The organism is Chromobacterium phragmitis (assembly GCF_003325475.1).
Taxonomy (GTDB): domain Bacteria; phylum Pseudomonadota; class Gammaproteobacteria; order Burkholderiales; family Chromobacteriaceae; genus Chromobacterium; species Chromobacterium phragmitis.
Window position 1 is genome coordinate 3,821,651 of sequence record NZ_CP029495.1, and the last position, 24,955, is coordinate 3,846,605.

Here is a 24,955-nt window from a genome sequence, read left to right on the forward strand (position 1 = left end):
GATGATGAGAAAGCCTTTGGTCATCATCGGCAGCGGCCATGCGGGCTACAGCCTGGCTCGCGCTTTTCGGCAGCGGGATGCGCGGACTCCCGTCATCGTGCTGAGCCGCGACGGCGGCGAGCTGTATCCCAAGCCCCAGCTCAGCCATGGTTTCAGCCGCAGCCTGAGCGCCGAGGCGCTGACGCAGGCCGACGCGCCGGGCATGGCTTCGGAGTGGAAGCTCATGGTCCGCCCCCGTACCCGGGTGGAAGATATCGATTTCGGCAGCCGGATCGTGATCGCAGGCGGCGCGCGCATTCCCTACGGCGATCTGGTGCTGGCGGTGGGGGCCGAGCCCTTCGTGCCGCCGATGCAGGGGGACGCGGCGAGCGAGGTGCTGACGCTGAACGATCTGGATCAGTATCGGCGCTATCGCGAGCGGCTGGATCGCGGCGATCGCGTGGTGGTGATAGGCGGCGGCTTGATCGGCGCCGAATTGGCGCATGATCTGTCCGAGGGCAAGCGGGTGACGCTGGTGGACGTGGGCGACCGCCTGCTGGAGCGGCTGGTGCCGGAGGTTGTCAGCCTTGGATTGCAAGACCGGCTGCCCGGTGTGGCGTGGCGTTTCGGCAACCGTGTGGAGCGCATCGATAGGGTGGGCGCAGCGTATCGCGTCGAACTGGCCGACGGCGAGGCGCTGGAGGCCGACGCGGTGGTTTGCGCGGCCGGGCTGCGGCCACGGCTGGAACTGGCCGCCGGTCTGGAGACGGGGAGAGGCATCTTGGTGGACGCCTGCCTGCGGACCTCGCAGCCGCATGTCTTCGCGCTGGGCGACTGCGCGGAAATCGATGGCAGGGTGCTGCCTTTCCTGCAGCCGATCTCGCTGTCGGCCCAGGCGTTGGCTCGCACGCTAGCCGGCGAGCTAACGCCGGTGCGTTTCGGCAGGATGCCGGTGGCGGTGAAAACGCCGCGTTATCCGATACAGCTGGCCGGCGCGACTCACGGCGAGGATCTGGCCTGGACGCTGGATGAAAACAGCGACGGCCTCATCGCCAGGTCCTGGCGCGATGGGCGGCTGGCGGGGTTCGTCGCTGCTGGCGGCCGCAACGGGATGGCGCTGCTGTCCGAGCTGGAGGACGACTGACGGCGATGCCGGCGCAGGCGGCCTTCCTGCTGTTGACGCGGCCCTTGTCCTGGCGGGTGGGCAGGGATTTGTGGGATTGAAAAAAGCCGGCTTGAGCCGGCTTTTTTCATGGAGGGTTCAGGCGTCCAGCCCGTCGCGCACCATCTGCGCGGCGCGCAGCACCGCGCGGGCTTTGTTCTGGGTTTCCTGCCATTCCGATTGCGGCACCGAGTCGGCCACCACGCCGGCGCCGGATTGCACGTAGAGCATGCCGTTCTTCAGCACCGCGGTGCGGATGGCGATGGCGAGGTCCATGTCGCCGTTGAAGCCCAGATAGCCCACCGCGCCGCCGTAGACGCCGCGTTTGGTGGGCTCGAACTCATCGATGATCTGCATCGCCCGCACCTTGGGCGCGCCGGACAGCGTGCCGGCAGGGAAAGTGGCCTTGAGCACGTCGATGTTGCTGATCTTGCGGTCCACCTGGCCTTCCACGTTGGAGACGATGTGCATCACGTGGGAATAGCGTTCGATCGACATATTGTCGGTGATCTTCACGGTGCCGATGTCGGCGACGCGGCCGACGTCGTTGCGGCCCAGGTCCATCAGCATCACGTGCTCGGCGATTTCCTTGGGATCGGCCAGCAATTCCGCAGCCAGGGCCTCGTCGTGCTCGCGGCTGTGGCCGCGCGGGCGGGTGCCGGCGATCGGACGCACGGTCACGGTTTCGCCTTCGCGGCGCACCAGGATCTCCGGCGACGCGCCCACCACGTGGAAATCGTCGAAATGGTAGAAGAACATGTACGGCGACGGGTTGAGGTTGCGCAGCGCGCGGTACAGCGCGATGGGCGAGCCGTGGTAGGGCTGCTGCATGCGCTGGGCCAGCACCACCTGCATGATGTCGCCGTCGTGGATGTAGCGCTGACAGGACGCCACCGCTTGCTTGAACGCGTCCTCGCCGTACTCTGACACCGCCTCGCCCTCATGGGGCTGGGGCAGCGACAGCGGGATGGCCAGCGGCTCGCGCAGCTTGGCGCGCAACTGGCCCAGGCGGGCCTTGGCCTTGTGCAGCGCGTTGGGCACGGCCGGATCGGCGTAAACCACCAGGTAGAGCTTGCCTGACAAATTGTCGACTACGGCGATTTCTTCGGACAGCATCAGCAGGATGTCAGGCGTGCCCACTGGGTCAGGCTTTTGGACGTCTGCCAGGCGACGCTCGACGTAGCGTATGGTGTCGTAGCCGAAGTAGCCGACCAGGCCGCCGGAGTAGCGCGGCAGGCCGGGCAGCTGGGGGATGCGGAAGCGTTGCTGGAAGGCTTCGATGAAGGCCAGCGGGTCGCCGTCGTGGCGCTCTATCACCTTGTCGCCGCACTCCACCTGCACCCGCTGGCCAATGACCCGCAGGCGGGTGTCCGCCGGCAGGCCGATGATGGAGTAGCGGCCATGGCGCTCGCCGCCCACTACGGACTCAAGCAAATAGCTGTACGGCTGGTTGGCGAGCTTCAGGTAGATGGACAACGGGCTGTCCAGATCGGCCAGCAGTTCCTGGGTGACGGGGATGCGGTTGTAGCCGGCGGCGGCCAGTTGGTCAAACTCTTGCGCTTGCATGCGGTTCTTCCTGTGTCTTGTCAGTGTGGGCGGAGTCGTGCGGGGCGTGGACCGGGCGACGCCATCGCCAGCTGGCGGGGCAGGGAAGAAAGGCCATGGGCGTTTGAGTTCCTTCAGGGTTGATGAGACTCAGTCATTCTTCATCAAATCGTAGAGCTCGGCAATACTGTTTACCGTCAGGTCCGCGCCCAGCGCGGCTGCGTCGGCGTAGCCGTAGCCGACCGCGATGGCCGCGCTGCCGGCGGCGCGGGCGGCGGCCACGTCGTTGGCGGAGTCGCCGACCATGGCAAGCTCATTGGGTTCGATGCCCAGCACTTGGCAGCAGTGCAAGAGCGGCAGGGCGGATGGCTTCTTTTGCGGCAGGGTGTCGCCGCCGATGATCAGGCTGAAGTGGTCGCGCAGCTCAAGCTGCTCGGCTAGCGGCACCGCCAGGCGCTCGGACTTGTTGGTGATCATGACCAGCGGCAGCTTGAGCGCGCGCAACAGGGAGAGGCCGTCCCGCACGCCGGGATAGACGGTGGTCAGGTCGGCCAGATGCTCGCGGTAATGCTGGACGAAGAAGCGGTAGCCGCGCTCCCACTGCGCGTCGTCGGCCTCGGCGTGGCGTTCGTCGGTGATGGCGCGGTGCACCAGGCTGGCGATGCCGTCGCCGACGTGGCTCTTGATGCGTTCGGGCTCTAGCGGCGGCAGGCTGAGATGCGCGCGCATCGCGTTGGCGGCGTCGGCCAGGTCGGGGATGGAGTCTACCAGGGTGCCGTCCAGGTCGAAGGCGACGGCTTTGATGTGTTTGAGATTCATGTGTCGGCTTTGCGGCCGCGGCCGGCGGGCCGCGGCGAAGTGGGTGATGCGGAGTGTCTAGAGCTCGCGGATGTCGACGACTTGGGTCTGGCCGAAGGCCGGCGAAACCAGATAGTCGACGATCTTGCGCGCGGCATCGCTAGGGCTGCTCAGCGCGCCGTCGGCCTTCAGCGCGTCGAAGCGGGCCTTCTGCGGGAATTGGCCCTCGTCGCTGGCGCGGATATTGCGCTGCATGTCGGTGTCCACCACGCCCGGATACAGCGCGACGATCTGCGCTGGATTGGGCTTGCCTTCCTGCTCCACGGCCACGCTGCGGCTGAAGTGGTCCAGCGCGGCCTTGGTGGCGCAGTACACGCTCCAGCCCGGATAGGCCTTGGCTGCGGCGCCGGACGAGATGTTCAGGACGCGGCGGCGCGCCGGCAGGTGGCCAGTGGCGGACAGCAGCGCGTCGGTGGCCAGCAGCGGCGCGGTGACGTTGACGGCGACGGCTTTGACCACTTCGCCGGCCGGGTAATGGCCGGCCTGGGCGATGGGCGCCACCACGCCGGCATTGTTGATCAGCGTGATCGTCGCGCACTCCGGCAGCGGCAGCTGTTGCAGCGCGGTGTGGATGGACGCCGAAGCCTGGCTGGCGTCTGACAGGTCGGCGTTGACGGCCAGCAGACGCTCCGGGTGGCGGGCGGCCAGGCCTTCCAGCGCGGGGCCGGGGCTGCGGGCGATGCCAACGACGAAGTAGCCGTCGCCCAGCAGGGCTTCGCAGATGGCGAAGCCCAGGCCGCGCGAGGCGCCGGTGACGATGAATGCATGCATTGCGGTGGGTTCCTTGGTGTGCGTGGCGGCGCGGCCGCGCCGTCAGGCGTTGACGCGCGCCAGTTCCGCGCGCATCGCTTCAATGACGGTCTTGTAGTCTTTCTGGCCGTAGATGGCGGAGCCGGCCACGAAAGTGTCGGCGCCGGCGGCGGCCACCTGGGCGATATTGTCCACCTTGACGCCGCCGTCCACCTCCAGCCAGATCTCGCCGCCGCGCTTGGCGGTGTATTCGTCGATGCGCAGGCGGACCTGCTTGATCTTCTCCAGCGCATGCGGGATGAAGGATTGTCCGCCAAAGCCCGGGTTGACCGACATGATCAGGATCATGTCCAGCTTGTCCATCACATGGTCCAGATAGGTGAGCGGCGTGGCGGGGTTGAGTACCAGGCCGGCTTTACAGCCGGCATCCTTGATCAGGCCCAGGGTGCGGTCGATGTGTTCCGAACCCTCCGGATGGAAGGTGATGATGTCGGCGCCGGCCTTGGCGAAGGAGGCGGCCAGCGCGTCCACGGGCTTCACCATCAGGTGCACGTCGATGGGCGCGCTGCTGTGCGGGCGGATGGCCTCGCAGAACATCGGCCCCATGGTCAGATTGGGGACGTAGTGATTGTCCATCACGTCGAAGTGGATGATGTCGGCGCCGGCGGCGATGACATCTTTGACTTCCTGGCCCAGGCGGGCGAAATCGGCGGACAGAATGCTGGGGGCGATACGGAAAGTGCGCATGGCGATTGCTCTGACATCGATAAACGAGGAATGCCCGCCATTCTACCGCGCCAAAAGCGGTTTGGCCGGATAAAATGAAAACCAAGATCAATCAGGAGAAGCCGAAATGGCCGATAAACTCTACCAGATGGAGGTGATGGCGGAGCCGCAATACGTGGCCGAGCAGTCCAGCGTCGCCAACGACGTCTACGTGTTCGCCTATCGGGTCCGCATCACCAATACCGGCAGCGAGCCGGCGCAGCTGGTCAGCCGCCACTGGATCATCACCGACGCCAACCAGCAAGTGCAGGAAGTGCGCGGCATGGGGGTGGTGGGCGAGCAGCCGCATCTGGACCCGGGCCAGGTGTTCGAATACTCCAGCGCCGCCCATATCTGCACGCCTTACGGCAGCATGAAGGGGGCTTATCAGATGGTGGCGGACGACGGCCGCCGTTTTGAGGCGTCCATTCCGGAAATGACGCTGGTGGCGCCGCGGGTGCTGCACTAGTCCCGTTTACAGGACGGGTCCTGGTCTTCCCGCGGCCAGGTCCACCAGACGATGAAAGTGGCGAGCCCTCCGGCTCCCAACGCTTCCGCTAACAGTATCCACATGATGCCCGTCCCTTTGCGAGTGAGGCTGACTTCACTTTGGGACAGGTTCCAGCCACAGGCAAATCCTTTATGCGCATCACCCATAGCGGCCCGGCGCCCGCCGGTCGCCACGATTGGCAAACCATCCAAACCCTGCTGCCCTATCTGTGGGCGTTCAAATGGCGGGTGATCCTGGCCCTGTCCTGCATGGTGTTGGCCAAGGTGGCGGCGGTGACGGTGCCCTTGTATCTGAAGGACATCGTCGACCAGCTGTCGGTTCCGGCCACGCTGCTGGCCATTCCGGTGCTGGCGCTGACCGGCTACGGGGTGGCGAGGCTGCTGTCCGGCGTATTGGGCGAGCTGCGCGACGCCGTGTTCGCCCGCGTGATCCAGGGCGCGGTGCGCAGCGTGGCGCGCAATGTGTTCCGCCACCTGTTCAAGCTGTCGCTGCGCTTCCATTTGGAGCGCCACACGGGCGGCATGAGCCGCGATATCGAGCGCGGCACCAAGGGCATAGGCTTCCTGCTGAATTTCACCGTGTTCAACATACTGCCCACCTTGCTGGAAATCGGCATGGTGGCGGCCATCCTGCTGCATCGCTATTCGTGGGAGTTCGCGGTGGTGACGCTGGGCACCATAGGACTTTACATCGGCTTCACGCTGCTGGTGACCGAGTGGCGCACCGTCTACCGCCGCACCATGAACGATCTGGACTCCAAGGCCAACTCCAAGGCGATAGACGCGCTGCTCAATTACGAAACGGTCAAGTACTTCAACAACGAGGAGTACGAATCCAAACGCTACGACCGCAATCTGGAGGCCTGGGAGGCGTCGGCGATCAAGAATCAGGTTTCTCTGTCGCTGCTGAACGCCGGCCAGGCCTCCATCATCGCTGTCGGCGTCACGCTGGTTATGGTATTGGCGGCGCGCGATGTGGTGGCGCATCGGATGACCGTGGGCGACGTGGTGCTGGTGGCCACCTTCATCACCCAGCTGTACGCGCCGTTGAATTTCCTGGGTTTCGTCTACCGCGAGATCAAGCATTCGCTGGCTGACATCGAACGGATGTTCAAGCTGCTGGGCGTCAATCTGGAGGTGGCGGACGCGCCGGACGCGAAGACGCTGGACACCCGCAGCGCGGCGATACGCTTCGAGCGAGTCGGCTTCGCCTACGAGCCCAAGCGGCAGATCCTGCATGAAGTGGACTTCGCCATCCCCGCTGGCCAGACGCTGGCGGTGGTCGGCGCCAGCGGCGCCGGCAAGTCCACGCTGTCGCGGCTGATGTTCCGCTTTTACGACGCCACGTCCGGCGCGGTGAGGATCAACGGCGAGGACATCCGCGCGCTGACTCAGGATTCGCTGCGCGCCCATATCGGCATCGTGCCGCAGGACACGGTGCTGTTCAATGACACCGTCTATTACAACATCGCTTACGGCAAGCCGGGCGCGACGCGCGAGGAGGTGATCGAGGCGGCGCGCTCTGCCCATATCCACGATTTCGTCAGCAGCCTGCCGGACGGCTACGACACCATGGTGGGCGAGCGCGGCCTGAAATTGTCCGGCGGCGAGAAGCAGCGCGTGGCCATCGCCCGCACCATTCTGAAAAATCCGCCGATCCTGATCTTCGACGAGGCCACCAGCGCGCTGGATTCCCGCACCGAAAAGGCCATCCAGCACGAGCTGGTAGCCATCTCCGCCAACCGCACCACGCTGATCATCGCCCATCGTCTGTCCACCATTGTGGACGCCGACCGCATCCTGGTGCTGGACGCGGGGCGGGTAGTGGAGCACGGCAGCCACCGCGACCTGTTGGAGCTGGACGGCCGTTACGCCGAGATGTGGCGGCTGCAGCAGGAGAGCGAGGCGGTGGCGGAGTAAGCGCCGGCGTTTAGCGGCTGGCCTTGGCCTGCGCGTGCGGCGCGCTTTGGCCGTGTTTGGCCAACGAGCAGAGCGCGATGCCGCAGGCGATCAGCATGGCGCTGACCAGGTGGAAGGCGTGGGTAGGTTCCCGCAGGAAGACTATGCTGAGTATGCCGCCGCTGAGCGGAATCAGGTGGGAGTAGATTTCGCCGCGGGTGGAGCCTATGGCGAGAATGCCCTTGTTCCACAGCAGGTAGGATAGCCAGGAAGGGAAAATGACCAGATAAGCCACGCCTGCGAGCAGGCCGTATTGCAGATGGCCGCTCGCGGCGATGGGCGCATTTCCTTGCAAGCTGAAAAGCAGGGCGGGCAACAAGGCGATGGCTCCGATGGCGGCGCTGACGGCGACAAAGGCATTGCCCTTGATCTCCTTGGGTTTGATGCGCAAGAAGGCGCAATACAGCGCCCAGCTGACGGCGGAGCCCATGGTCCAGAGATCGCCGCGGTTAAGCGATGCCAGCGCGTCGGCGCGGGTGAAGTCGCCCTGCAGGATGAGATAGGCCACGCCGATGGAGCTGAGCGCGACGCCCCAGATGTTTTGCTGGGCGATCCGTTCTTTGAAGAATATCTTGTTGATGATCAGAACCAGCGCCGGCGTGGTGGAGAGATAAATGGCCGCGTTCAGCGAAGACGTATATTGCAGGCCGATATAGAGCGTGATGGGAAACAACACCTGTCCGCACAGGGCGAGAAACACCACCGTGCTCATTGATTTTTTCATCGCCGGCCATTGCAAGGCCACTTGGCGGCGATACAGCAGCATCAGCAGCGCGGCGGTCAAAATCCAGCGCGCGGCGGACAAGAGTATGGGATCGATGCTTTCCACCAGAATATGGCCTATCACGTAGTTGCCCCCCCAAAAGCAGGCGGCCAGAATCAGGCATAGGTATGGCATATTTATTCCGTTTCGATTTGTTGCGCGCCTTCAGCGTAACAAGCTATTGCGCATGGATTGATTGATTTCGAGCAACAATCCCCTTTTGCACTCATGCGTCATTCATTCTGTTCGGCTGGATTTTCTGATTTATCCTTTGCCAGGACTGGTTATCGGCTAATCGCTTGGGGAAGTATTTTCGGCTGCAAAAAGTGTTGCAAACGCGTAGGTCTTGCATTTTCAGGGCATATTCCGCAGTTGGATGGGAAGCTGCGGCGGTAATGGAAATGGCTGCTATTCGTAAAGCACTGCAACATGAAACTAGAAATGGGAGCGTGCGGTGAGCCGGTATGCGTTGCTGTCGTTTTTTGTCTTTGTCTTTGGATTCTCGCATGCCGAAGATAAAAGGCTGACCATGTGTTACGACAAATACCCGCCCTATGCGATAGGCGAGTTTGGCGAATCTTCCACCAGCGGCATCAAGGTGAAATTGCTGCAGGAGATAGGCAAGCAATTAGGCGTGTTGGTGGCGGTCAGGATATTGCCTTGGAAGCGCTGTTTGAGCGAAGCGAAGGAGGGCGCGGTCGACGGCATCCTGCCGCTCTACAAGACTCCGGAGCGGGAGCAATTCATGGCGTTTTCGCTGCCGGTCATGCGCCAATATAATTGCTTCCTGTATAGAAAAAGCGCTTTCCCGGGGCGGATTGACTGGACCGATTATCAAAGCCTGAAAAGCCACCATCTGGGAATGGAAATCGGCTCGGTGGTGGACAAGGAGATGGAGGCGATATTCGAGTCCGTCCGTCCGATAGAGCGGGCCGCGGATTCGATCACCCTGATGAAGATGATGGACTCCGGCCGGATCGATCTGGCGACAGTGGACTCGAATGTCGGGAAGTATCTGGTCAGCCAGCAGGGGATGGGCGACACGATCGGCGTCAGCGATGTGCCGATCGGGAGGCTGTCTTATGCCGCGTTTGGCTTTTCGCGGGCGGCGGGGGCGGACAAGTGGGCCGCCGAGTTCAATCGAATCATCGAGAAAATGCGGAAAAGCGGCCGGCTGGAGAAGCTGGACAGCCCGGGGGGCCAATAGCGGCGCGCGAGCTGCCGGCGGTCGCTTGGCCGCGGAATCAGACCGGGCTGGCCGCGTTTTGCAATACGGTGCGGTAGCCGTCGTGATCGACGAAGGTGGCTCCATGCGCTTCCCAGTAGGGATTGACGGACGGCGCCTGGGCGAAGCCGGCGGCGCGCATGCAGGCGCAGGCGGCCTCCCATTCGGCGCGGTCCGGCAGATAGAGCACCAGCAGGTCTTCCGTGCTGGGCGTGGGGTGGACCGGATGCTGGTGGCTGAGGGTGAATTCCAGATGGAAGCCGGCGCCCGGCAGGCCAAGCATCACGCCGTCAAAGCCGTCGTGGTCCTTGAAATGGCCTAGCGGACGCAGATTCAGGCCTTCGCAATACAGCGCCTTGCTCAGGTTGAGGTTGCTGACCGGGCGGGCGATGCGCAGATGGGGGATGTGCTTGTACATGGCGGCGAGGACGGTGGGTTGTCTTGTCTTCACTATGTCATGCAAAACCGCGATCAGCCAGTTTTTCCGGCCTTGACCCGCTTCATGTCCTCAATGACGCGCGCACCCTGATCCAGCGCGGCGCCCAGGGCGGGGGCCTGCGGCAATCCGGCGAAGGCCAGCTCGGGATCGAGAGCGGCGAGAGCCCGGCGCGCGCTGGCGCAGACGTCGGCCGCAGCGGTGAAGTCGGCCGGCCCCATCACCTTGCCGTTGCGGATGCGGCGAAAGTAGGCACGGGTGGAGTTCAGGTATTGGGACGCGGCTTCGTTGCCGTCCAGCCGGCCTTCGGCGGCCAGCTCCTCCAGCAGTCCGGTCAGCAGGCGGCAAGCCTGCTCGGCTTGCAGGTAGCGCTGTTCTTGCGCGCGGCGCTCCTGTTGGCCGGGTTTGGGGGCTGCGGTTTTCTTCTTGCGCTCGGCCATGGCGTTTCCTTGTTCTGTGGAGCGCGATTCTAACGGCGAGGAGCCGGCGCGTCTAATGCAGCTGAAAGCGGGCCAGGCATTCGAAACTGGCGGGCAGCGAGACTTCGACGAAGTCGTGGAGGCAAAACAGGGTGAGCCTGCCGCCGTACACGGCGCCGGTGTCCAGATGCATCACGTTGTCGTACAACACCGCGTGGGGCTGGGGCGTGTGGCCAACCAGCATCAAGTCAACGCCGGCGACGGTCCCGCCTCCGCCGTTCAGCGCGCGGTCGCGCGCCCACAGCAGCACGTCGTAGTCTCGCTCGCTGGGATTGTCCGCCTCCAGTTTGGCGGCCAGCGTGGTCCAGTCGTTGTCCGGGCAGTCGGCGTGGACCACGCCTATCTTGCCGCCCTCGACGTCGATTTCCAGCGCCAGCGGCAAGTGGGAAAGGGCGGCGAGACAGGCGTCGCGCTCGGCTGGCCCAAGATCGGCCAGCCAGCGGCCGCCGTTGCGCAGATGGCGCTCCTGGTCTGCCTGCGGATTGCGCATCGCGTCCAGCGCCATCTGCTCGTGATTGCCGCGCACGGCGTGGAACCAGGGCTGCGCCAGCCACTCGCCGGCCATATGGCTGTCCGGGCCGCGATCCACCAGATCGCCGACCGACAGCAGCCGGTCGCGGGCGGGATCGAAGGCGATGATCTTGAGCAGGCGGCTCAACTGGGAGAAGCAGCCGTGGATGTCGCCGACCACCCAGTCCCGGCCTTGCGTGTTGCGCGGCAGCTTCTTGATCATCATCGCGGCAAGCTCTCCGTCCGTTTCGGCTTAGCGGGCCATCCAGTCTCGGCAGAATTCATCGCGGAAACGCAGCAGCCATTCCAGCTTGCGTTCCGCCATTATCCGTCCGGCCTCGGTCTGCATCATGCCGGGCAATTTGGCTAGCTTGACGTCGATATGGTCTATTGCCCATGCCTGATCGTCCGGACCTCGATGTTCCGCCAGGGGGTCCAGCGGGTGGGCGAGCGCCCGGCCCATGCGGCCCGACACGTAGAACATGCGTGCCAGTCCCACCGGGCCCAGCGCGTCCATCCGGTCGGCGTCCTGGACGATCTTGGCCTCCAGCGTGCGCGGAGGGATGGCGGCGGAGTAGCTATGGGCCTCGATGGCATGGGCGAGATTGTCCAGCTGCGCGCCGCCCAGTCCGCTGCCGGCCAGTAGTTCGCGCGCGCGTTCGGCTGACCAGCGCGAGGCTTGCTGGCGTTGCGGATGGTTCTTGGGAAGATTGACCAGGTCGTGCAAATAGCTGCCGGCCATGACGACGACGGGATCGGCTTCCGGGTAATGCGCCAGCAGTTTGCGGGCTACGGCCCAAACGCGGTGGAGGTGGCTGAGGTCGTGCGCGCCGTCATTGTCGGGTGGCTGGCTTTCCAGCACGGCGATCAGCTTTTGCTGCCATTCGGCTTGTTGTTGCGGGGTCATGCTCTGCGGGTCCTGATGAATGCGCCGCGCCGGCCGTGCCGACGGGAGCGCAGTTGTCCGGCGCCGTCCGCGTGGGGGCGGCAAGAGGGGAATGGCGCGCCATCCCTCTCTGTATTTTATCATCGGCGGCGGGGAATGCCGGGCTTGGCGAGTCTCAGCTCGGGTTGGGCTTGATCATTTCCCATTGCGACAAGCGATACCTTGCCTGGTGGCGCAGAAGCAGGGAAATGAGGGCCAGATCGCGGCGGTCTGCGTTGTTGAAGCCCAGCCGTCCGTCCGGGGAGAGCTTCTGGGCAGCGGAGAGCAATTGGCTGGCTATGCCTTGCCGGCGGGCGGGCGGCGTCACTTGGAGCTCCGCCACTTCGCCATTTGCGGACATCAGCAGCGAGCCCAGCATGGCGCCATCTTGATCTACGGTCAGCCAGCGCAACTCAGGCGCGACGCGCAGCAGGGACTCGCGGCGGTTGGGCACGGCCGGCGGGTAGGCCAGATTGTCCGGCGCTGGCCAGTCCGCGGGATCGAAGCCTGCGCGGACATGGATCGGCCAGGGGCGGCGAGGCCGGATTTCGGCCTGGATCTGGAAGCAGTCCAGCTGCCGCAGCGGAACGAAACCCAGCGCGGCGTAAGCCTGCAGCGCCCGCTGGTTGCCCTCTATCACTTCCAGCCTTTGGCGGCGGATGCCGCGGGCGGACAGGAGCCGGCCGACCATGCCGGCCATGTCGGTCAGCGCGCGGCGGCGGCGGGCGCGGGGGGCGATGCCTGCCGCAATGCAGTAGCCTTCGGTTTCGCCATCGATCGAGGGTGCGGCGGATAGCCAGAAGCCTGCCAGCTCGCCATCCAGCCACGCGCCCGCGCTCAGTTCCGGCGCCCACCCCCGCCGCTGCAGCATGGCGCGCAGCTGTGCCGGACTGGGCTGCGCCGGCACCACGTAGTCGCTGAAAGCTTCCAGAAAGCAGGCGTGGATATCGTCCGGGGCCAGGTTGGCGAGGGAGGCGATCTTCATCCCGCGACGGGCTCCGGCGCGGTGGCGATGATGGAGAGGTTTTTTTCGACGAAAGCGGCTTCCTCGCCGACTGGCGCGACATAGGACAGGATTTCCCGCGCGCGGTCCTCGCCGGCCAGGCGCAGCAGCGTCCAAGCGGCCAGGTACTGCGAAGCCATGCAGCCGCCGGCGGTGGCGATGTTGCCGACGGCGCGGAAGGCGCGGGGAGCGACCTCGACGCCACGCTCTTCCAGGATGGGCCGCGTCAGGGCATCGGTACAGGCGATGCCGTCGGACAGCAGCCCCAATTTGTGCAGCACCAGCGCGCCTGAGCATTGAGCCCCGATCAGTTGCCGGGCGGGATCCAGCCGCAGCTGGCTCATGATGACGTCGTCTTCAATCCAGTCGCGAGTGCGCCAGCCGCTGCCAATCAGCACCGCGTCGGCGCGGTAGGCGTAAGACAGGTCTTCCTGTCGCTGCAGGCGGGTGCCGCTGCGGGATTGCACGACGGGGACGGGCGAACAGATGCGAACGCTCCAGCCGTGCGGGACCATGCGGCCGAGTACGCCGGCGGCGATCAGTGAGTCGAGTTCATTGAAGCTGTCCAGCGTGACGATGGCGATGTCCATGAACGGTATCCGTGTGCGAACAAACGGATATGATGTTCGAGTGGCGGCGCGCGGTCAATCGCATCGGAAGGGAGCGGCTGGCCAGCCCGCGGGAGGGCGGGACTGGGGATGGTCAGTCTTCCAGCCAGATCAGCGAGGCCATGCGGCCGGTGACGCCGTCGCGGCGGTAGGAGAAGAAGCGGCCGCGGTCTATCACGGTGCAGAAGTCGCCGCCGTAGACGCGCGCGACGCCCAGCTTTTCCAGCCGCAGCCTGGCCAGGGCATAGATGTCGGTCAGGTATTTGCCGTCGCCGATGTCGACGAAGGCTGCGGCGGCGGCCGGATCTTTGGCCAGGAAGGCCTGGCGGACTTCGGCGCCGACTTCGAAGGCGTCGGGGCCGATGGCCGGGCCCAGCCAGGCCATCAGCCGCGCTGGCGGCTCGCTCATCGCGGCGACGGCGGCTTCGATCACGCCGCCGCACAGTCCGCGCCAGCCGGCGTGGGCGGCGGCCACCGCGCGGCCTTGCTCGTCGCACAGCAGCACCGGCAGGCAGTCGGCGGTCATGACCGCGCAGACGACGCCCGGCTCGCGGGCGAAGCTGGCGTCGGCATCGGGCGCGGCGTCGCCGACGGTTGCCGCGTCGACCACAACGATGCCGTGCACCTGGTTGAGCCATGCCGGCTCGGCGGGCAGCTCGTCTCGCAGCCGCGCGCGGTTGACCGCCACGGCCTCCGGATCGTCGCCGACATGCGCGCCCAGGTTCAGGCTGGCGTAGGGCGGCTGGCTGGCGCCGCCGTTGCGCGTGGTCGCCAGCGTGCGGACCCGGGCGGGGGCGGGCCAGTCGGCCTCGATCCAGTCCTTATCGGGCATAGATCACCTCGACGTCGCCGTCATCATCGTCGTCATCGTCCCAATCTTCGTCATCCTCGCCATCGCCATGGGCGAAGGTTTCGTCGTCCGCCGCCGCGCCGTCGCCGCGCAGCAGGCCCAGCAGGGCGCGGAAGTCGTCCGGCAGCGGCGCTTTCCAGCTGCGTTCTTCGCCGGAGGCGGGATGAATCAGCGCCAGCGCGAAAGCGTGTAGCGCCTGGCGGCCCAGCGCCCTGACGCCGGCGGCGATGTCTTCATCCATCTTGTGGCGCGGATTGCCATACACCGGGTCGCCGGCCAACGGATGTCCGGCTTCGCGCATGTGGACGCGAATCTGGTGGGTGCGGCCGGTTTCCAGCTTGCACTCGATGTGCGAGTGGCTGGCGAAGCGTTCCAGTACGCGGATATGGGTGATGGCCGGCTTGCCGCCGAACTTCAGCACAGCCATTTTCAGGCGGTTGTTCGCGTCGCGGCCGATATTGGCGTCTATGGTGCCGTCAAAGGGCACCACGCCGTCGGCGATGGCGCGGTAGACGCGCTTGACGGTGCGCGCCTGCATCTGGCGCACCAGCTCGGTTTGCGCCGGCACGGTCTTGGCCACCACCATCAGGCCGGAGGTGTCCTTGTCCAGCCGGTGGACGATGCCGGCGCGTGGTACGTTGGCCAGCGCCGGGCAGTGGTGCAGCAGGCCGTTGAGCAAGGTGCCGCTCCAGTTGCCGGCGGCGGGGTGCACCACCAGGCCGGCAGGCTTGTTGATCACCAGGATGTGGTCGTCCTCGAACACGATGGACAGATCCATCGGCTCCGGCTGGAAGGCCATTTCTTCATTGGTGAGCTGCAGCGTGACTTCCAGCTTCTCGCCGCCCAGCATCTTGGTCTTGGGCGCGACCGCCTGGCCGTCCACCTTCACCAGCCCGTCTTTGACCCATTGAGTCAGCCGGCTGCGTGAGTAATCGGGCAGCAGCTTGGCCAGCGCGGCGTCAAGCCGTTCGCCGCATAGCGAAAGCGGCACCTCAAGAAGTTGCGTGGTGGATACCTCGTTTTCCGAGATGTCGCTATAATCGTCCGGGTCAATGTAAGGATCAGTCATGAAAAGATACGTTGTTGCAGCTATGTTGGTGATGGTGGGGCTTGCCGGGTGTGCAACCACGGAAACCTACGACGAAACGCGCGGTTGGACCGTGGAGAAGCTCTATTCGGAAGCCCACGATGAGTTGAACAGCGGGAATTATACCCGCGCAGTCAAGCTGTATGAAACGCTGGAAGCGCGTTTCCCCTACGGCCGCTACGCGCAGCAGGCCCAAATGGACCTGGCCTATACCCATTACAAGGACGGCGAGCCCGAGTTGGCCATCGCTTCCGCCGATCGCTTCATCAAGCTGCATCCCACGCATCCCAACCTTGATTACATCTATTATCTGAAGGGTTTGGTGTATTACAACGATGATTCGGGCCTGCTCGCCAAATGGGCCGGCCAGGACATGAGCGAGCGGGATCCGCGCGCCGCGCGCGAGGCCTTCGCCGCCTTCCGCGAGCTGACAACCCGCTTCCCCAATAGCACTTACGCCCCGGACGCCAAGGCGAAGATGATTCGCCTGGTGGACGCGCTGGGCGGCAACGAGATGCACGTGGCGCGCTACTACATGAAGCGCGGCGCCTATCTGGCCGCGGCGAACCGAGCCCAGGGCGTGGTCAAGGATTATGCCAACACCAAGTACCCGGAAGAGGCGCTGGCCATCATGGTGGCGGCTTACGACAAGCTGCAGTTGCCGCAGCTGCGCGACGACGCCCACCGGGTGCTGGCGCTGAACTACCCGCAGAGCCAGTATCTGAACAAGCCGTGGATGGTCGAAGAGATGCCGTGGTGGAAACTATGGAAGTAAGCCGTCCTGCAAGGTGAGCGCAAGCAGCCCGTCGAATTGCGGCGGGCTGTTTTGTTGTTTTTGGAAATTAAAGGCTGGCGATGCGCGCCCGGCAGGCCTGGGCGTCGGCCATGACCCGGGCGAACAACTCAGCGACGCTGGGCACGTCGTCTATCAGTCCTTGAGCCTGGCCGATCAATTGCACGCCTTTTTCATGGTTTCCCTCCTGTATCGCCAGGCGGATGGATTCGGTGGCGGCGCCGAACAGCGCAAGCTGGCGCAGCGCTTGCGGCTGGCTGAGCATGCCGCCTATCGCCACTTTCATCACCGGCATGCCCATGCGCCGCGCCATTTGGCTGGCGCGGAAAGCTGCTGGCAGCAGGCCCAGCGGCTTGCGGCAGGCGCGGCGGGAGGCGGGGGTGTCCATCATCCGGCACCACAGTCCGTCGAAATTTTTCGAGTAAAGCGTGTCCGCCGCGCCGCGCTGCAGCACCATCTCTTTGGTGGCGGCGTGCACCGGGCTTTCGCGCGTCATCGCCAGGCGCGAGCCCATGGCCACCGCGTCGGCGCCCAGCGCCAGGGCGGCGATCAGGCCGGCGCCGTCGGCGAAGCCGCCCGCCGCGACAATGGGCAGCGCGCTTGCGCGGCGGATGGCGGGGGTCAGCACCAGCGAGGTGACGCTGCCGCCGTGGGCCGCAGCTTCGTGGCCGGTGACCAGCAAGGCGTCCGCGCCGCATTTTTCGGCTGATTTGGCGTGCTTTTCCGTCACCACGGTGGCCAGCACCTTGCCGCCATAGGCGTGCGCGGCTTTGGCTATCCAGTCGCCTTTGCCGAGCGAGTAATTGATCACCGGCGCCCGCTCCTTCAGCGCGACTTGGGCGTTGTCGGCGGCGCCGGGCATCATCAGCGTGCAGCCGATGCCGAACGGCTTGTCGGTCAGTTCGCGGATGCGGCGGATGGCGGAGCGGGTCTGTTCGGCGTTCAGCGGGCCGGTGGCGAGTATGCCCAGGCCGCCGGCATTGCTGACCGCGGCGACCAGTTCCGGCGTGGCGATGTAGCTCATGCCGGGACAGAGCAAGGGGTGCTGGATGCCGAATAGGCGGGTAATGGCGGTTTGCATGGCGCTTGGGGTGGGCTGGTTGGGAAGTTCGCTGTATTGTTGATGTATTTGTCCTGAAATTCAAACGAATGTTTAATTTATGGCGTTGATCATCGTGTTGATGGGCTGGCTGTACGCGGTGCTGATGCTGGCCGTGGGCCAGCGCAGCGTGGCGGCTGGCGCGGCGGTGTTTTTCTTTCTGGGCGCGCTGCCGGTCTGGTTTGTCGCGTGGGTGGTACGCAATCGGCTGCGCAGGCGCCGCCAGGCGCTGGAAGACGAGGGAAAGGCTTGAGTTGCGGCGTTCTACGATGCTAGAATCTCGTGTTCCCTGCCGTCGTGGCGGGGAATTTCAATCCAAACTACGCACATCCGCGCCAAAGGGTGCCTGAGCGGCCTGTTCGCTTCGGGTTGTCTGCGCGGATGGAGGCTTAACCCTTTTAGGAGTTTTTGCATGTCCACCAACGTTACCATGCGTCAAATGCTTGAGGCCGGCGTTCATTTCGGCCACCAAACCCGTTTCTGGAACCCGAAGATGGCTCAGTACATCTTTGGCAGCCGCAACAAGATCCACATCATCAACCTGGAAAAGACTCTGCCGCTGTTCATCAGCGCCCAGGATTATGTGCGTCGTCTGGCCGCCAACAAGGGTACCGTAATGTTTGTTGGTACCAAGCGTCAGGCGCGTGAGATCGTCCGTGAAGAAGCTGCCCGCGCTGGCATGCCGTTTGTTGATCACCGCTGGCTCGGCGGCATGCTGACCAACTACAAGACCGTGAAGCAGTCCATCAAGCGTCTTGAAGAGAAGCGTGCCATCCTGGAAGGCGCTGACACCGGTTACAACAAGAAAGAGCTGTTGGACCTGCAACGCGAAGTTGACAAGCTGGAACGCTCGCTGGGCGGTATCAAGGATATGAAGGGCCTGCCGGACGCCATCTTCGTTATCGATACTGGCTACCAGAAGGGCACCATTGTCGAAGCCAAGAAACTGGGTATCCCGGTGATCGGCGTTGTTGATACCAACAACTCCCCGGACGGCATCGATTACGTGGTTCCGGGCAACGACGACTCCTCCCGCGCCATCCGCCTGTACGCTCGCGGCATCGCCGATGCGGTACTGGAAGGTCGTGCGCACTCTCTGCAAGAGATCGTCGCCGCTGCTGAAACGGCCCAGGCCGAATAAGCGGAAAAGGGGCGAAAGCCCCTTTTTTTGGACCCGAACATTCACGTAATCTAAATCATTCAGGAGTAGCAAGATGGCGGAAATCACCGCAAAAATGGTTTCGGATCTGCGCGTGGCCACCGGCCTCGGCATGATGGAGTGCAAGAAGGCGCTGGTTGAAGCTGATGGCGACGCGGCCAAGGCTGAAGAAATTCTGCGCATCAAGTCCGGCAACAAGGCTTCCAAGATGGCTGGCCGCTTGGCCGCCGAAGGCATCATCGGCTCCCACGTGGAAGCCGGCGTTGGCGCCCTGGTTGAAGTGAACTGCGAAACCGACTTCGTCGCCAAGGATCCGACCTTCCTGGCTCTGGCCGCCGCCGCCGCCAAGGCCGCCGTCATCGCCAATCCGGCCGATGTCGAAGCGCTGTCCGCAGTGGAAGTCGACGGCGTGTCCGTGGAAGACATCCGCAAGGCTGCCATCGCCAAGCTGGGCGAGAACATGACCATCCGTCGCTTCGTTCGCTACCAGACCGAAGGCGCGATCGCCACCTACCTGCACGGTGCCAAGATCGGCGTGATCGTCGACTATGCCGGCGCCGAGCAAGTGGGCAAGGATGTAGCCATGCACATCGCCGCTTCCAAGCCGATCTGCGTGTCCAAGGACCAGGTTTCTTCCGAAACCCTGGATCAAGAGCGCAAGATCTACAGCGCGCAGGCTGCCGAGTCCGGCAAGCCGGCCGACATCGTCGCCAAGATGGTAGAAGGCCGCATCAACAAGTTCCTGGCTGAGGTGACCCTGCTGGGCCAGCCTTTCGTCAAGAACCCGGATGTGACCGTCGAGAAGCTGCTGGCCGAGCAAAAAGCCTCGGTCAAGGCATTCGCCATGTTCGTTGTGGGCGAAGGCATCGAGAAGAAAGTAGTAGACTACGCAGCTGAAGTGGCTGCGGCTGCCAAGCTGTAAGTTTCGACTTACCGCTTTACCAACGGCACCCTGCCTGCAGGGTGCCGTTTTGCAAATTGAACACATCATAACCGCCAATCCGAGGACATCATGAGCCAAGTTCCCGCCTATAAACGCATCCTGTTGAAACTTTCCGGCGAAGCCCTGATGGGGGATGACAGCTATGGCATCAACCGCTCGACCATCGAGCAGATCGTGGGTCAGATCAAGGAGGTGGTGGGCCTGGGCGTTGAAGTGGGCATCGTGATCGGCGGCGGCAACATCTTCCGCGGCGTCGCGCCGGCTGCGGCGGGCATGGATCGGGCCACCGCCGACTACATGGGCATGATGGCTACCGTGATGAACGCGCTGGCGCTGAAGGACGCGATGACCAAGGCGGGCCTGATCGCCCGCGTGCAGTCGGCGCTGACCATGCAGCAGATCGCTGAGCCCTATGTGCGCGGCAAGGCCATGCAGTACCTGGAGGAGGGCAAGGTGGTGATCTTCGCCGCCGGCACCGGCAACCCCTTCTTCACCACCGATACCGCCGCGGCGCTGCGCGGCATGGAAATGAACGTCGACATCATGCTGAAGGCTACCAAGGTGGATGGCGTGTACACCGACGATCCGAAAAAGAATCCTGACGCAGTGCGTTACCAGAGCGTGACGTTCGACGAAGCCATCTCTCGCAATCTGAAAGTGATGGACGCCACCGCCTTCGCGTTGTGCCGCGACCAGCATCTGAACATCAAGGTGTTCAGCATCTTCAAGAACGGCGCGCTGCGCCGCGTCGTGCTTGGCGAAGACGAAGGCACGCTGGTACACTGCTGAGTTTGAAAATTGCTGAGGGCGAAAACGGCAATGACGGCCGTTTTCGCCTTGTCATTTGAAGTATTCCGGGAGTGCGACATGATTAACGAGATCAAAAAATCCGCCGAACAAAAAATGCAGAAATCGCTGGAAGCGTTCAAGAACGACCTGGCCAAGGTTCGTACCGGACGCGCCCACACTGGCATTCTGGATCATGTCATGGTCGACTATTACGGCAGCGACGTGCCGGTCAATCAAGTGGCCAACGTCACCCTGATCGATGCCCGCACCATCGGCGTTCAGCCGTGGGAAAAGCCGATGCTGGCCAAGATTGAAAAGGCCATCCGCGATTCCGACCTGGGCTTGAATCCGGCCTCCATGGGCGAGATCATCCGCGTGCCGATGCCGATGCTGACCGAAGAGCGCCGCAAGGATCTGATCAAAGTGGTGCGCGGCGAGGCCGAGGGCGCCCGCGTGGCCGTGCGCAACATCCGTCGCGATTCCAACACCGAATTCAAGAATCTGTTGAAGGACAAGGCCATCACCGAGGACGACGAGCGCCGCGGACAGGATGAGATTCAGAAGCTGACCGACAAGTACACCGCCGAAATCGACAAGATGCTGGCCGCCAAAGAAACCGATCTGCTTGCGGTATAAGGGGCGGACTTTGTTTTCCGGTTCTTTGAATCCGATGCCGGAGGGGAGCGAGCCGCCCCGGCATGTGGCCATCATCATGGATGGCAACGGCCGCTGGGCCAAGAAGCGTTTCCTGCCGCGCGTGGCCGGCCACAAACGCGGCCTGGACGCCGTTCGCGAGGTGGTGAAGGCCTGCAAGGACATGGGCGTCGGCTACCTGACCCTGTTCGCGTTCTCTACCGAGAACTGGCGTCGTCCGCAGGAGGAAGTGACCTTCCTGATGGACTTGTTCCTGCGCGCGCTCGAGCACGAAGTGGCCAAGCTCCACAACAACAATATCCGCTTGAAGGTGTTGGGCTCGCGCGAGCGCTTCAGCGCCGAGCTGTCCGAGCGCATCGCCCGGGCCGAGGCCAAGACCGCAGACAATGACGGGCTGGTGCTGACCATCGCGGCGGACTATGGCGGCCGCTGGGACATCGTTCATGCGGTGAACAAGCTGATCGCCAGCGGCGAGAGAGAAATCACCGAGGCCATGCTGGGCGAGCACCTGGGCATGGAGTGGGCGCCGGAGCCTGATCTGTTCATTCGCACCGGCGGCGAGCAGCGCATCAGCAATTTCTTGCTGTGGCAGCTGGCGTATTCCGAGCTGTATTTCACCGATCTGCTGTGGCCCGATTTCGATCGCGCGGCGCTGGAGCAGGCGATAACCTCCTATTGGCAGCGTGAGCGCCGCTTTGGCCGCACCAGCGAGCAATTGCCCGAGCACCTGCGCCGAGACAAGCCCTGACTTCATGCTGATAACGCGAATTCTGACCGCGCTCGTACTTTTGCCGCTGATGCTGGCGGCGCTGTTTCTGTTTCCCGCCGCCGCTTGGGCGGGTTTTTCCTGGTTGATCGTGATTCTGGCCTTGTGGGAATACACCCGCATGGTCAGAATGCCCTTGCCGCAGCAGGCGTGCTATCTTGCGCTGTCTTCGCTGCTGGCCGCGGCCGCCTGGTTCGGTCATTGGCGGATGCAAGGTTTTGAGCACGCGGCCGTGCTGGCCTTGTGGCTGCTGCTGGTGCCGGCTTGGCTGGCCAAGCGCTGGGCGATTCCGTCCGGCGCGCCTGCCTGGCTATTGGGCTGGGTGCTGATGCTGCCGGCCTGGTTCGCTTTCCTGGAATGGCGTCCCAATGCTTCTGCGCATGACGCGCTGGCCCTGCTGGCCGTGATGGGATTGGTGTGGGTGGCCGACATCGCTGCCTACTTCTCCGGCAAGGCCTTCGGACGCCGCAAGCTGGCGCCGGCCATCAGTCCGGGCAAGAGCTGGGAGGGCGTTTACGGCGCGGTGGTGTGCGTGGCCTTGTACGTGGCGCTGGTCGACCATTTCGGCTGGCTGGACATCAAGTTGCCGCTGTGGGGGCTGTTGTTGCTGGCCTTGCCGCTGACCGCGGTGAGTGTGTGCGGCGATTTGCTGGAGTCCTGGTTCAAGCGTTCGGCCGGGGTCAAGGATAGCAGCCGGCTGTTGCCGGGCCATGGCGGCGTCTACGACCGAATAGACAGCCTGATCGCCGTGCTGGCGGTCAGCAACGCCCTGCGCGCGCTGGGCGGCATGTAATTCTGGAAAATATTGCCATGACCAAACCTCAGGGTATTGCCGTACTGGGGGCGACCGGCAGCGTGGGCTGCAATACGCTGGACGTGATCGCCCGTCATCCCGAGCGCTATCGCGTGGTGGCGCTGAGCGCTCATCGCCAGCTCGACAAGCTGTTCGAGTTGGCGCTCCGTTTTCATCCCGAATATCTGGCAGTGCCCGACGCCGACGCGGCGGCCAGCTTGCGCGCCCGGCTGGCGGACGCCGGCCTTCGCGCCGAGGTGATGCATGGGCCCGGCGCCTTGGCGCAGATCGCCGCGTTGCCCGAGGTGGATGCGGTGATGGCTGCCATCGTCGGCGCGGCGGGGCTGCCGTCCGCCCTGGCCGCCGCGCGCGCCGGCAAACGCATTTTGCTGGCAAACAAGGAGTCGCTGGTCGTCGCCGGACGTTTGTTCATGGACGCGGTGCGCGCCAGCGGTTCGGCATTGCTGCCGGTGGATAGCGAGCACAGCGCGATCTTCCAGTCGCTGCCTGCCGGTTACGCTGGCGACGCGGCCGCCGCCGGCGTGCGCAAAATCATTCTCACCGCATCCGGCGGCCCTTTCCGCAGCCGCGCGGCGGCTGAGCTGGCCCATGTCACGCCGGACGACGCTTGCCGCCATCCCAACTGGAGCATGGGGCGCAAGATTTCGGTCGATTCCGCCACCCTGATGAACAAGGGGCTGGAGGTGATCGAGGCGCGCTGGCTGTTCAATGTCCAGCCTGGCCAGATCGACGTGGTGGTGCATCCGCAAAGCGTGATTCACTCCATGGTGCAATACCGCGACGGATCGGTGATGGCCCAGCTGGGTTCGCCCGACATGCGCACGCCGATCGCCTGCGCGCTGGCCTGGCCGGAACGGATAGACGCGGGCGTCGCGCCGCTGGATTTTTTCTCCATGGGCGACCTGACCTTCGAAAAGCCCGATCTGGAACGTTTTCCTTGTTTGAAGCTGGCTTTCGACGCGCTGGAGGCCGGGGGCGACGCGCCGGCGGTGCTGAACGCGGCCAATGAGGTGGCGGTGGCCGCGTTCCTCGCCGGCAAGCTGCGCTTTGTCGATATTCCGCGCGTGGTCGAGGCCACGCTGGCAGGCGTGTCGTGCGCCGCTAGCGATGATCTCGATGGCTTGCTGAGTCGCGACGGGGAGGCCAGGCGCTTCGCCGAGGGCAAGGTGGCCGCATGTTGACGCTGCTGGCTTTTCTGGCCGCCATCGGCCTGTTGGTGACATTCCATGAATTGGGCCACTACTGGGTGGCCAAGCTGTGCGGCGTGCGGGTGCTGCGTTTTTCCATAGGCTTCGGCTCGCCGTTGCTGCGGTTTCGCCCCAAGGAAACGGAGTGGGTGGTCTGTCCGATTCCGCTGGGTGGCTATGTGAAGATGCTGGATGAGCGCGAGGGATTTGTCGATCCCGCCGAGCGCTCGCGCGCCTTCAACAACCAGCATGTGCTCAAGCGCATGGCCATCGTCGTGGCCGGCCCGTTGGCCAACCTGCTGCTGGCGGTGTTCCTGTACTGGGGCGTGATCGCCCAGGGCGTGCCGCAGCTGCGTCCGCTGGTGGGCACCGTCATTGAGCAGACGCCGGCCGCGGCCGCCGGCTTCAAGGAAGGCGACCGCATCCTGAGCGTGGCGGGCGACAAAGTGGCTAGCTGGCAGGATGTGCGCCTCTCCATCGTCGAGGCGGCGATGTCCGCTCCGCGGGTGGCGATGGAGGTGCAAGATGCGTCCGGCGCCAGAAAGCAGCGGACGATCGATGCGGGCCCTTTCGGCGAAAAGGCGCAGCAGGCGCTGCAACAGGGCGATCCCGGCCTGTCGCCCGCGCGTTTCTTGCTGGAAGTGGGCGCGTTGGAGGAGAAGGGCGTCGCGGCCAAGGCGGGACTCAAGGTGGGCGACAAGCTGCAGGCTGTGAATGGGGTAATGCTGCGAAGCTGGGAAGAGTGGGTGCACCTGGTGCGCAATAGTCCTGGCAAGGATTTGACCTTGCGCGTGGAGCGCGAAGGCAAGTCTCTGGACATCAAGCTGCGGCCGCAGGCCGTGACCCAGAACGACGAAGTGGTCGGCCGCATAGGCGTGGGGCCGGTGCCCGATCGCGCCTGGAGCGGCAAGCTGGCCTTCACGCAGCATTACAACGCGATCGGCGCTTTCGCCGCGGCGTGGGCCAAAACCGGCGAGACTGCCTGGATGAGCGTCAAGTTCCTCGGCAATATGCTGATAGGCCGAGCCTCCCTGAACAACCTGTCGGGGCCGCTGACCATCGCCAATGTGGCGGGGCAGACCGCGCGCGAGGGTTTGACGCCGTATCTGGAATTCCTGGCCTTGATCAGTGTCAGCATAGGGGTGCTGAATCTGCTTCCCATACCGGTTCTGGATGGGGGCCACTTAATGTATTATGTCGCGGAGCTGGTCAGAGGTAAGCCCGTCAGCGAGCGGGCGCAATTGCTCGGACAAAAGATTGGTTTCATATTGCTGGCGTCTTTGATGGCTTTTGCCATGCTGAACGATTTCAGCCGCCTATTTGGGGGTTAATACACA

28 protein-coding genes are annotated in these 24,955 nt (G+C 64.1%); 14 read left to right on the plus strand and 14 right to left on the minus strand.

Annotated features, from left to right (window positions below):
- The first annotated feature begins 4 nt into the window (after positions 1 to 4).
- Positions 5 to 1,123 carry an FAD-dependent oxidoreductase gene (locus tag DK842_RS18210; protein WP_114062730.1) on the plus strand — a complete coding sequence of 373 codons (1,119 nt, stop codon included), beginning with the start codon at positions 5 to 7 and terminating at the stop codon, positions 1,121 to 1,123.
- Positions 1,124 to 1,240: 117 nt separating this feature from the next.
- On the opposite strand, the gene trpE is transcribed toward DK842_RS18210, so the two are convergent.
- The 4 genes from trpE to rpe all read right to left on the minus strand — a co-directional run bounded on the left by trpE (position 1,241) and on the right by rpe (position 5,041).
- The gene (gene trpE / locus DK842_RS18215) at positions 1,241 to 2,707 is read right to left on the minus strand and encodes an anthranilate synthase component I (RefSeq protein ID WP_114062731.1); all 1,467 of its coding nucleotides are present in this window, start codon (positions 2,705 to 2,707) and stop codon (positions 1,241 to 1,243) included.
- 129 nt (positions 2,708 to 2,836) lie between these two features.
- On the minus strand, positions 2,837 to 3,505 hold the full coding sequence (locus DK842_RS18220) for a phosphoglycolate phosphatase (RefSeq protein WP_114062732.1): 669 nt from the start codon (positions 3,503 to 3,505) through the stop codon (positions 2,837 to 2,839).
- Between the two features lie 57 nt (positions 3,506 to 3,562).
- Positions 3,563 to 4,315 carry an SDR family oxidoreductase gene (locus DK842_RS18225; RefSeq protein WP_114062733.1) on the minus strand — a complete coding sequence of 251 codons (753 nt, stop codon included), beginning with the start codon at positions 4,313 to 4,315 and terminating at the stop codon, positions 3,563 to 3,565.
- Positions 4,316 to 4,357: 42 nt separating this feature from the next.
- Positions 4,358 to 5,041: a ribulose-phosphate 3-epimerase gene (gene rpe, locus DK842_RS18230; protein ID WP_114062734.1), complete on the minus strand. Its 684-nt coding sequence runs from the start codon at positions 5,039 to 5,041 to the stop codon at positions 4,358 to 4,360.
- 106 nt (positions 5,042 to 5,147) lie between these two features.
- Between rpe and apaG the strand changes: the two genes are divergently transcribed.
- A complete protein-coding gene (gene apaG, locus DK842_RS18235; RefSeq protein WP_114062735.1) occupies positions 5,148 to 5,528 on the plus strand; it encodes a Co2+/Mg2+ efflux protein ApaG in 381 nt (126 codons plus the stop codon).
- A gap of 173 nt (positions 5,529 to 5,701) precedes the next feature.
- Positions 5,702 to 7,489: an ABCB family ABC transporter ATP-binding protein/permease gene (locus DK842_RS18240; protein WP_114062736.1), complete on the plus strand. Its 1,788-nt coding sequence runs from the start codon at positions 5,702 to 5,704 to the stop codon at positions 7,487 to 7,489.
- A 10-nt stretch (positions 7,490 to 7,499) separates the two neighbouring features.
- On the opposite strand, the gene DK842_RS18245 is transcribed toward DK842_RS18240, so the two are convergent.
- Positions 7,500 to 8,426, minus strand: a complete 927-nt coding sequence (locus DK842_RS18245; RefSeq protein WP_114062737.1) for a DMT family transporter — start codon at positions 8,424 to 8,426, stop codon at positions 7,500 to 7,502.
- Between the two features lie 394 nt (positions 8,427 to 8,820).
- Between DK842_RS18245 and DK842_RS18250 the strand changes: the two genes are divergently transcribed.
- A complete protein-coding gene (locus tag DK842_RS18250) occupies positions 8,821 to 9,498 on the plus strand; it encodes a substrate-binding periplasmic protein (protein ID WP_145964080.1) in 678 nt (225 codons plus the stop codon).
- A 37-nt stretch (positions 9,499 to 9,535) separates the two neighbouring features.
- On the opposite strand, the gene DK842_RS18255 is transcribed toward DK842_RS18250, so the two are convergent.
- The 8 genes from DK842_RS18255 to rluD form a co-directional block, all read right to left on the minus strand.
- Complete coding sequence (locus DK842_RS18255; protein WP_232538520.1) at positions 9,536 to 9,967, minus strand: VOC family protein; 432 nt, start codon at positions 9,965 to 9,967, stop codon at positions 9,536 to 9,538.
- Between the two features lie 20 nt (positions 9,968 to 9,987).
- A complete protein-coding gene (locus DK842_RS18260; protein WP_114062740.1) occupies positions 9,988 to 10,392 on the minus strand; it encodes a hypothetical protein in 405 nt (134 codons plus the stop codon).
- A gap of 52 nt (positions 10,393 to 10,444) precedes the next feature.
- The gene (locus tag DK842_RS18265) at positions 10,445 to 11,167 is read right to left on the minus strand and encodes a metallophosphoesterase (protein ID WP_114062741.1); all 723 of its coding nucleotides are present in this window, start codon (positions 11,165 to 11,167) and stop codon (positions 10,445 to 10,447) included.
- A gap of 27 nt (positions 11,168 to 11,194) precedes the next feature.
- Positions 11,195 to 11,848, minus strand: coding sequence for an HD domain-containing protein (locus tag DK842_RS18270; RefSeq protein ID WP_114062742.1), 654 nt, complete (start codon positions 11,846 to 11,848; stop codon positions 11,195 to 11,197).
- 154 nt (positions 11,849 to 12,002) lie between these two features.
- Entirely contained in the window at positions 12,003 to 12,851 is an 849-nt protein-coding gene (locus tag DK842_RS18275; RefSeq protein ID WP_114062743.1) for a GNAT family N-acetyltransferase, read from the minus strand.
- Positions 12,848 to 13,459 carry a type 1 glutamine amidotransferase family protein gene (locus tag DK842_RS18280; protein WP_114062744.1) on the minus strand — a complete coding sequence of 204 codons (612 nt, stop codon included), beginning with the start codon at positions 13,457 to 13,459 and terminating at the stop codon, positions 12,848 to 12,850. The genes DK842_RS18275 and DK842_RS18280 overlap by 4 nt, the downstream gene beginning before the upstream one ends.
- A 112-nt stretch (positions 13,460 to 13,571) precedes the next feature.
- On the minus strand, positions 13,572 to 14,309 hold the full coding sequence (pgeF, locus tag DK842_RS18285) for a peptidoglycan editing factor PgeF (protein WP_114062745.1): 738 nt from the start codon (positions 14,307 to 14,309) through the stop codon (positions 13,572 to 13,574).
- Positions 14,299 to 15,396, minus strand: coding sequence for a 23S rRNA pseudouridine(1911/1915/1917) synthase RluD (gene rluD, locus DK842_RS18290; protein ID WP_114062746.1), 1,098 nt, complete (start codon positions 15,394 to 15,396; stop codon positions 14,299 to 14,301). Before rluD ends, pgeF begins: the two co-directional genes overlap by 11 nt.
- Here rluD and DK842_RS18295 point away from each other — a divergent pair.
- Positions 15,395 to 16,189, plus strand: coding sequence for an outer membrane protein assembly factor BamD (locus DK842_RS18295; protein WP_114062747.1), 795 nt, complete (start codon positions 15,395 to 15,397; stop codon positions 16,187 to 16,189). The two genes, rluD and DK842_RS18295, sit on opposite strands and share 2 nt — an antisense overlap.
- 67 nt (positions 16,190 to 16,256) lie before the next feature.
- Here DK842_RS18295 and DK842_RS18300 read toward each other — a convergent pair whose 3' ends face one another.
- The gene (locus tag DK842_RS18300) at positions 16,257 to 17,348 is read right to left on the minus strand and encodes an NAD(P)H-dependent flavin oxidoreductase (RefSeq protein ID WP_332835409.1); all 1,092 of its coding nucleotides are present in this window, start codon (positions 17,346 to 17,348) and stop codon (positions 16,257 to 16,259) included.
- Positions 17,349 to 17,367: 19 nt separating this feature from the next.
- On the opposite strand from DK842_RS18300, the gene DK842_RS18305 reads away from it, so the two are divergent.
- The 9 genes from DK842_RS18305 to rseP all read left to right on the plus strand — a co-directional run bounded on the left by DK842_RS18305 (position 17,368) and on the right by rseP (position 24,949).
- Positions 17,368 to 17,559: a hypothetical protein gene (locus tag DK842_RS18305; RefSeq protein ID WP_114062749.1), complete on the plus strand. Its 192-nt coding sequence runs from the start codon at positions 17,368 to 17,370 to the stop codon at positions 17,557 to 17,559.
- A gap of 159 nt (positions 17,560 to 17,718) precedes the next feature.
- On the plus strand, positions 17,719 to 18,447 hold the full coding sequence (gene rpsB / locus DK842_RS18310; protein WP_114062750.1) for a 30S ribosomal protein S2: 729 nt from the start codon (positions 17,719 to 17,721) through the stop codon (positions 18,445 to 18,447).
- Positions 18,448 to 18,520: 73 nt separating this feature from the next.
- Positions 18,521 to 19,387 (plus strand): translation elongation factor Ts, encoded by an 867-nt coding sequence (gene tsf / locus DK842_RS18315; RefSeq protein WP_104947082.1) that lies wholly within the window; start codon positions 18,521 to 18,523, stop codon positions 19,385 to 19,387.
- Positions 19,388 to 19,477: 90 nt separating this feature from the next.
- Positions 19,478 to 20,197: a UMP kinase gene (gene pyrH, locus DK842_RS18320; RefSeq protein WP_021477858.1), complete on the plus strand. Its 720-nt coding sequence runs from the start codon at positions 19,478 to 19,480 to the stop codon at positions 20,195 to 20,197.
- 78 nt (positions 20,198 to 20,275) lie between these two features.
- The gene (frr, locus tag DK842_RS18325) at positions 20,276 to 20,833 is read left to right on the plus strand and encodes a ribosome recycling factor (protein WP_114063795.1); all 558 of its coding nucleotides are present in this window, start codon (positions 20,276 to 20,278) and stop codon (positions 20,831 to 20,833) included.
- A gap of 34 nt (positions 20,834 to 20,867) precedes the next feature.
- Positions 20,868 to 21,599 (plus strand): isoprenyl transferase, encoded by a 732-nt coding sequence (locus DK842_RS18330; RefSeq protein ID WP_114062751.1) that lies wholly within the window; start codon positions 20,868 to 20,870, stop codon positions 21,597 to 21,599.
- A gap of 4 nt (positions 21,600 to 21,603) precedes the next feature.
- Positions 21,604 to 22,410, plus strand: coding sequence for a phosphatidate cytidylyltransferase (locus DK842_RS18335; protein ID WP_114062752.1), 807 nt, complete (start codon positions 21,604 to 21,606; stop codon positions 22,408 to 22,410).
- A 17-nt stretch (positions 22,411 to 22,427) separates the two neighbouring features.
- Positions 22,428 to 23,612: a 1-deoxy-D-xylulose-5-phosphate reductoisomerase gene (ispC, locus tag DK842_RS18340; protein WP_114062753.1), complete on the plus strand. Its 1,185-nt coding sequence runs from the start codon at positions 22,428 to 22,430 to the stop codon at positions 23,610 to 23,612.
- Complete coding sequence (rseP, locus tag DK842_RS18345) at positions 23,606 to 24,949, plus strand: RIP metalloprotease RseP (RefSeq protein ID WP_114062754.1); 1,344 nt, start codon at positions 23,606 to 23,608, stop codon at positions 24,947 to 24,949. Before ispC ends, rseP begins: the two co-directional genes overlap by 7 nt.
- The last annotated feature ends 6 nt before the right edge of the window (positions 24,950 to 24,955 follow it).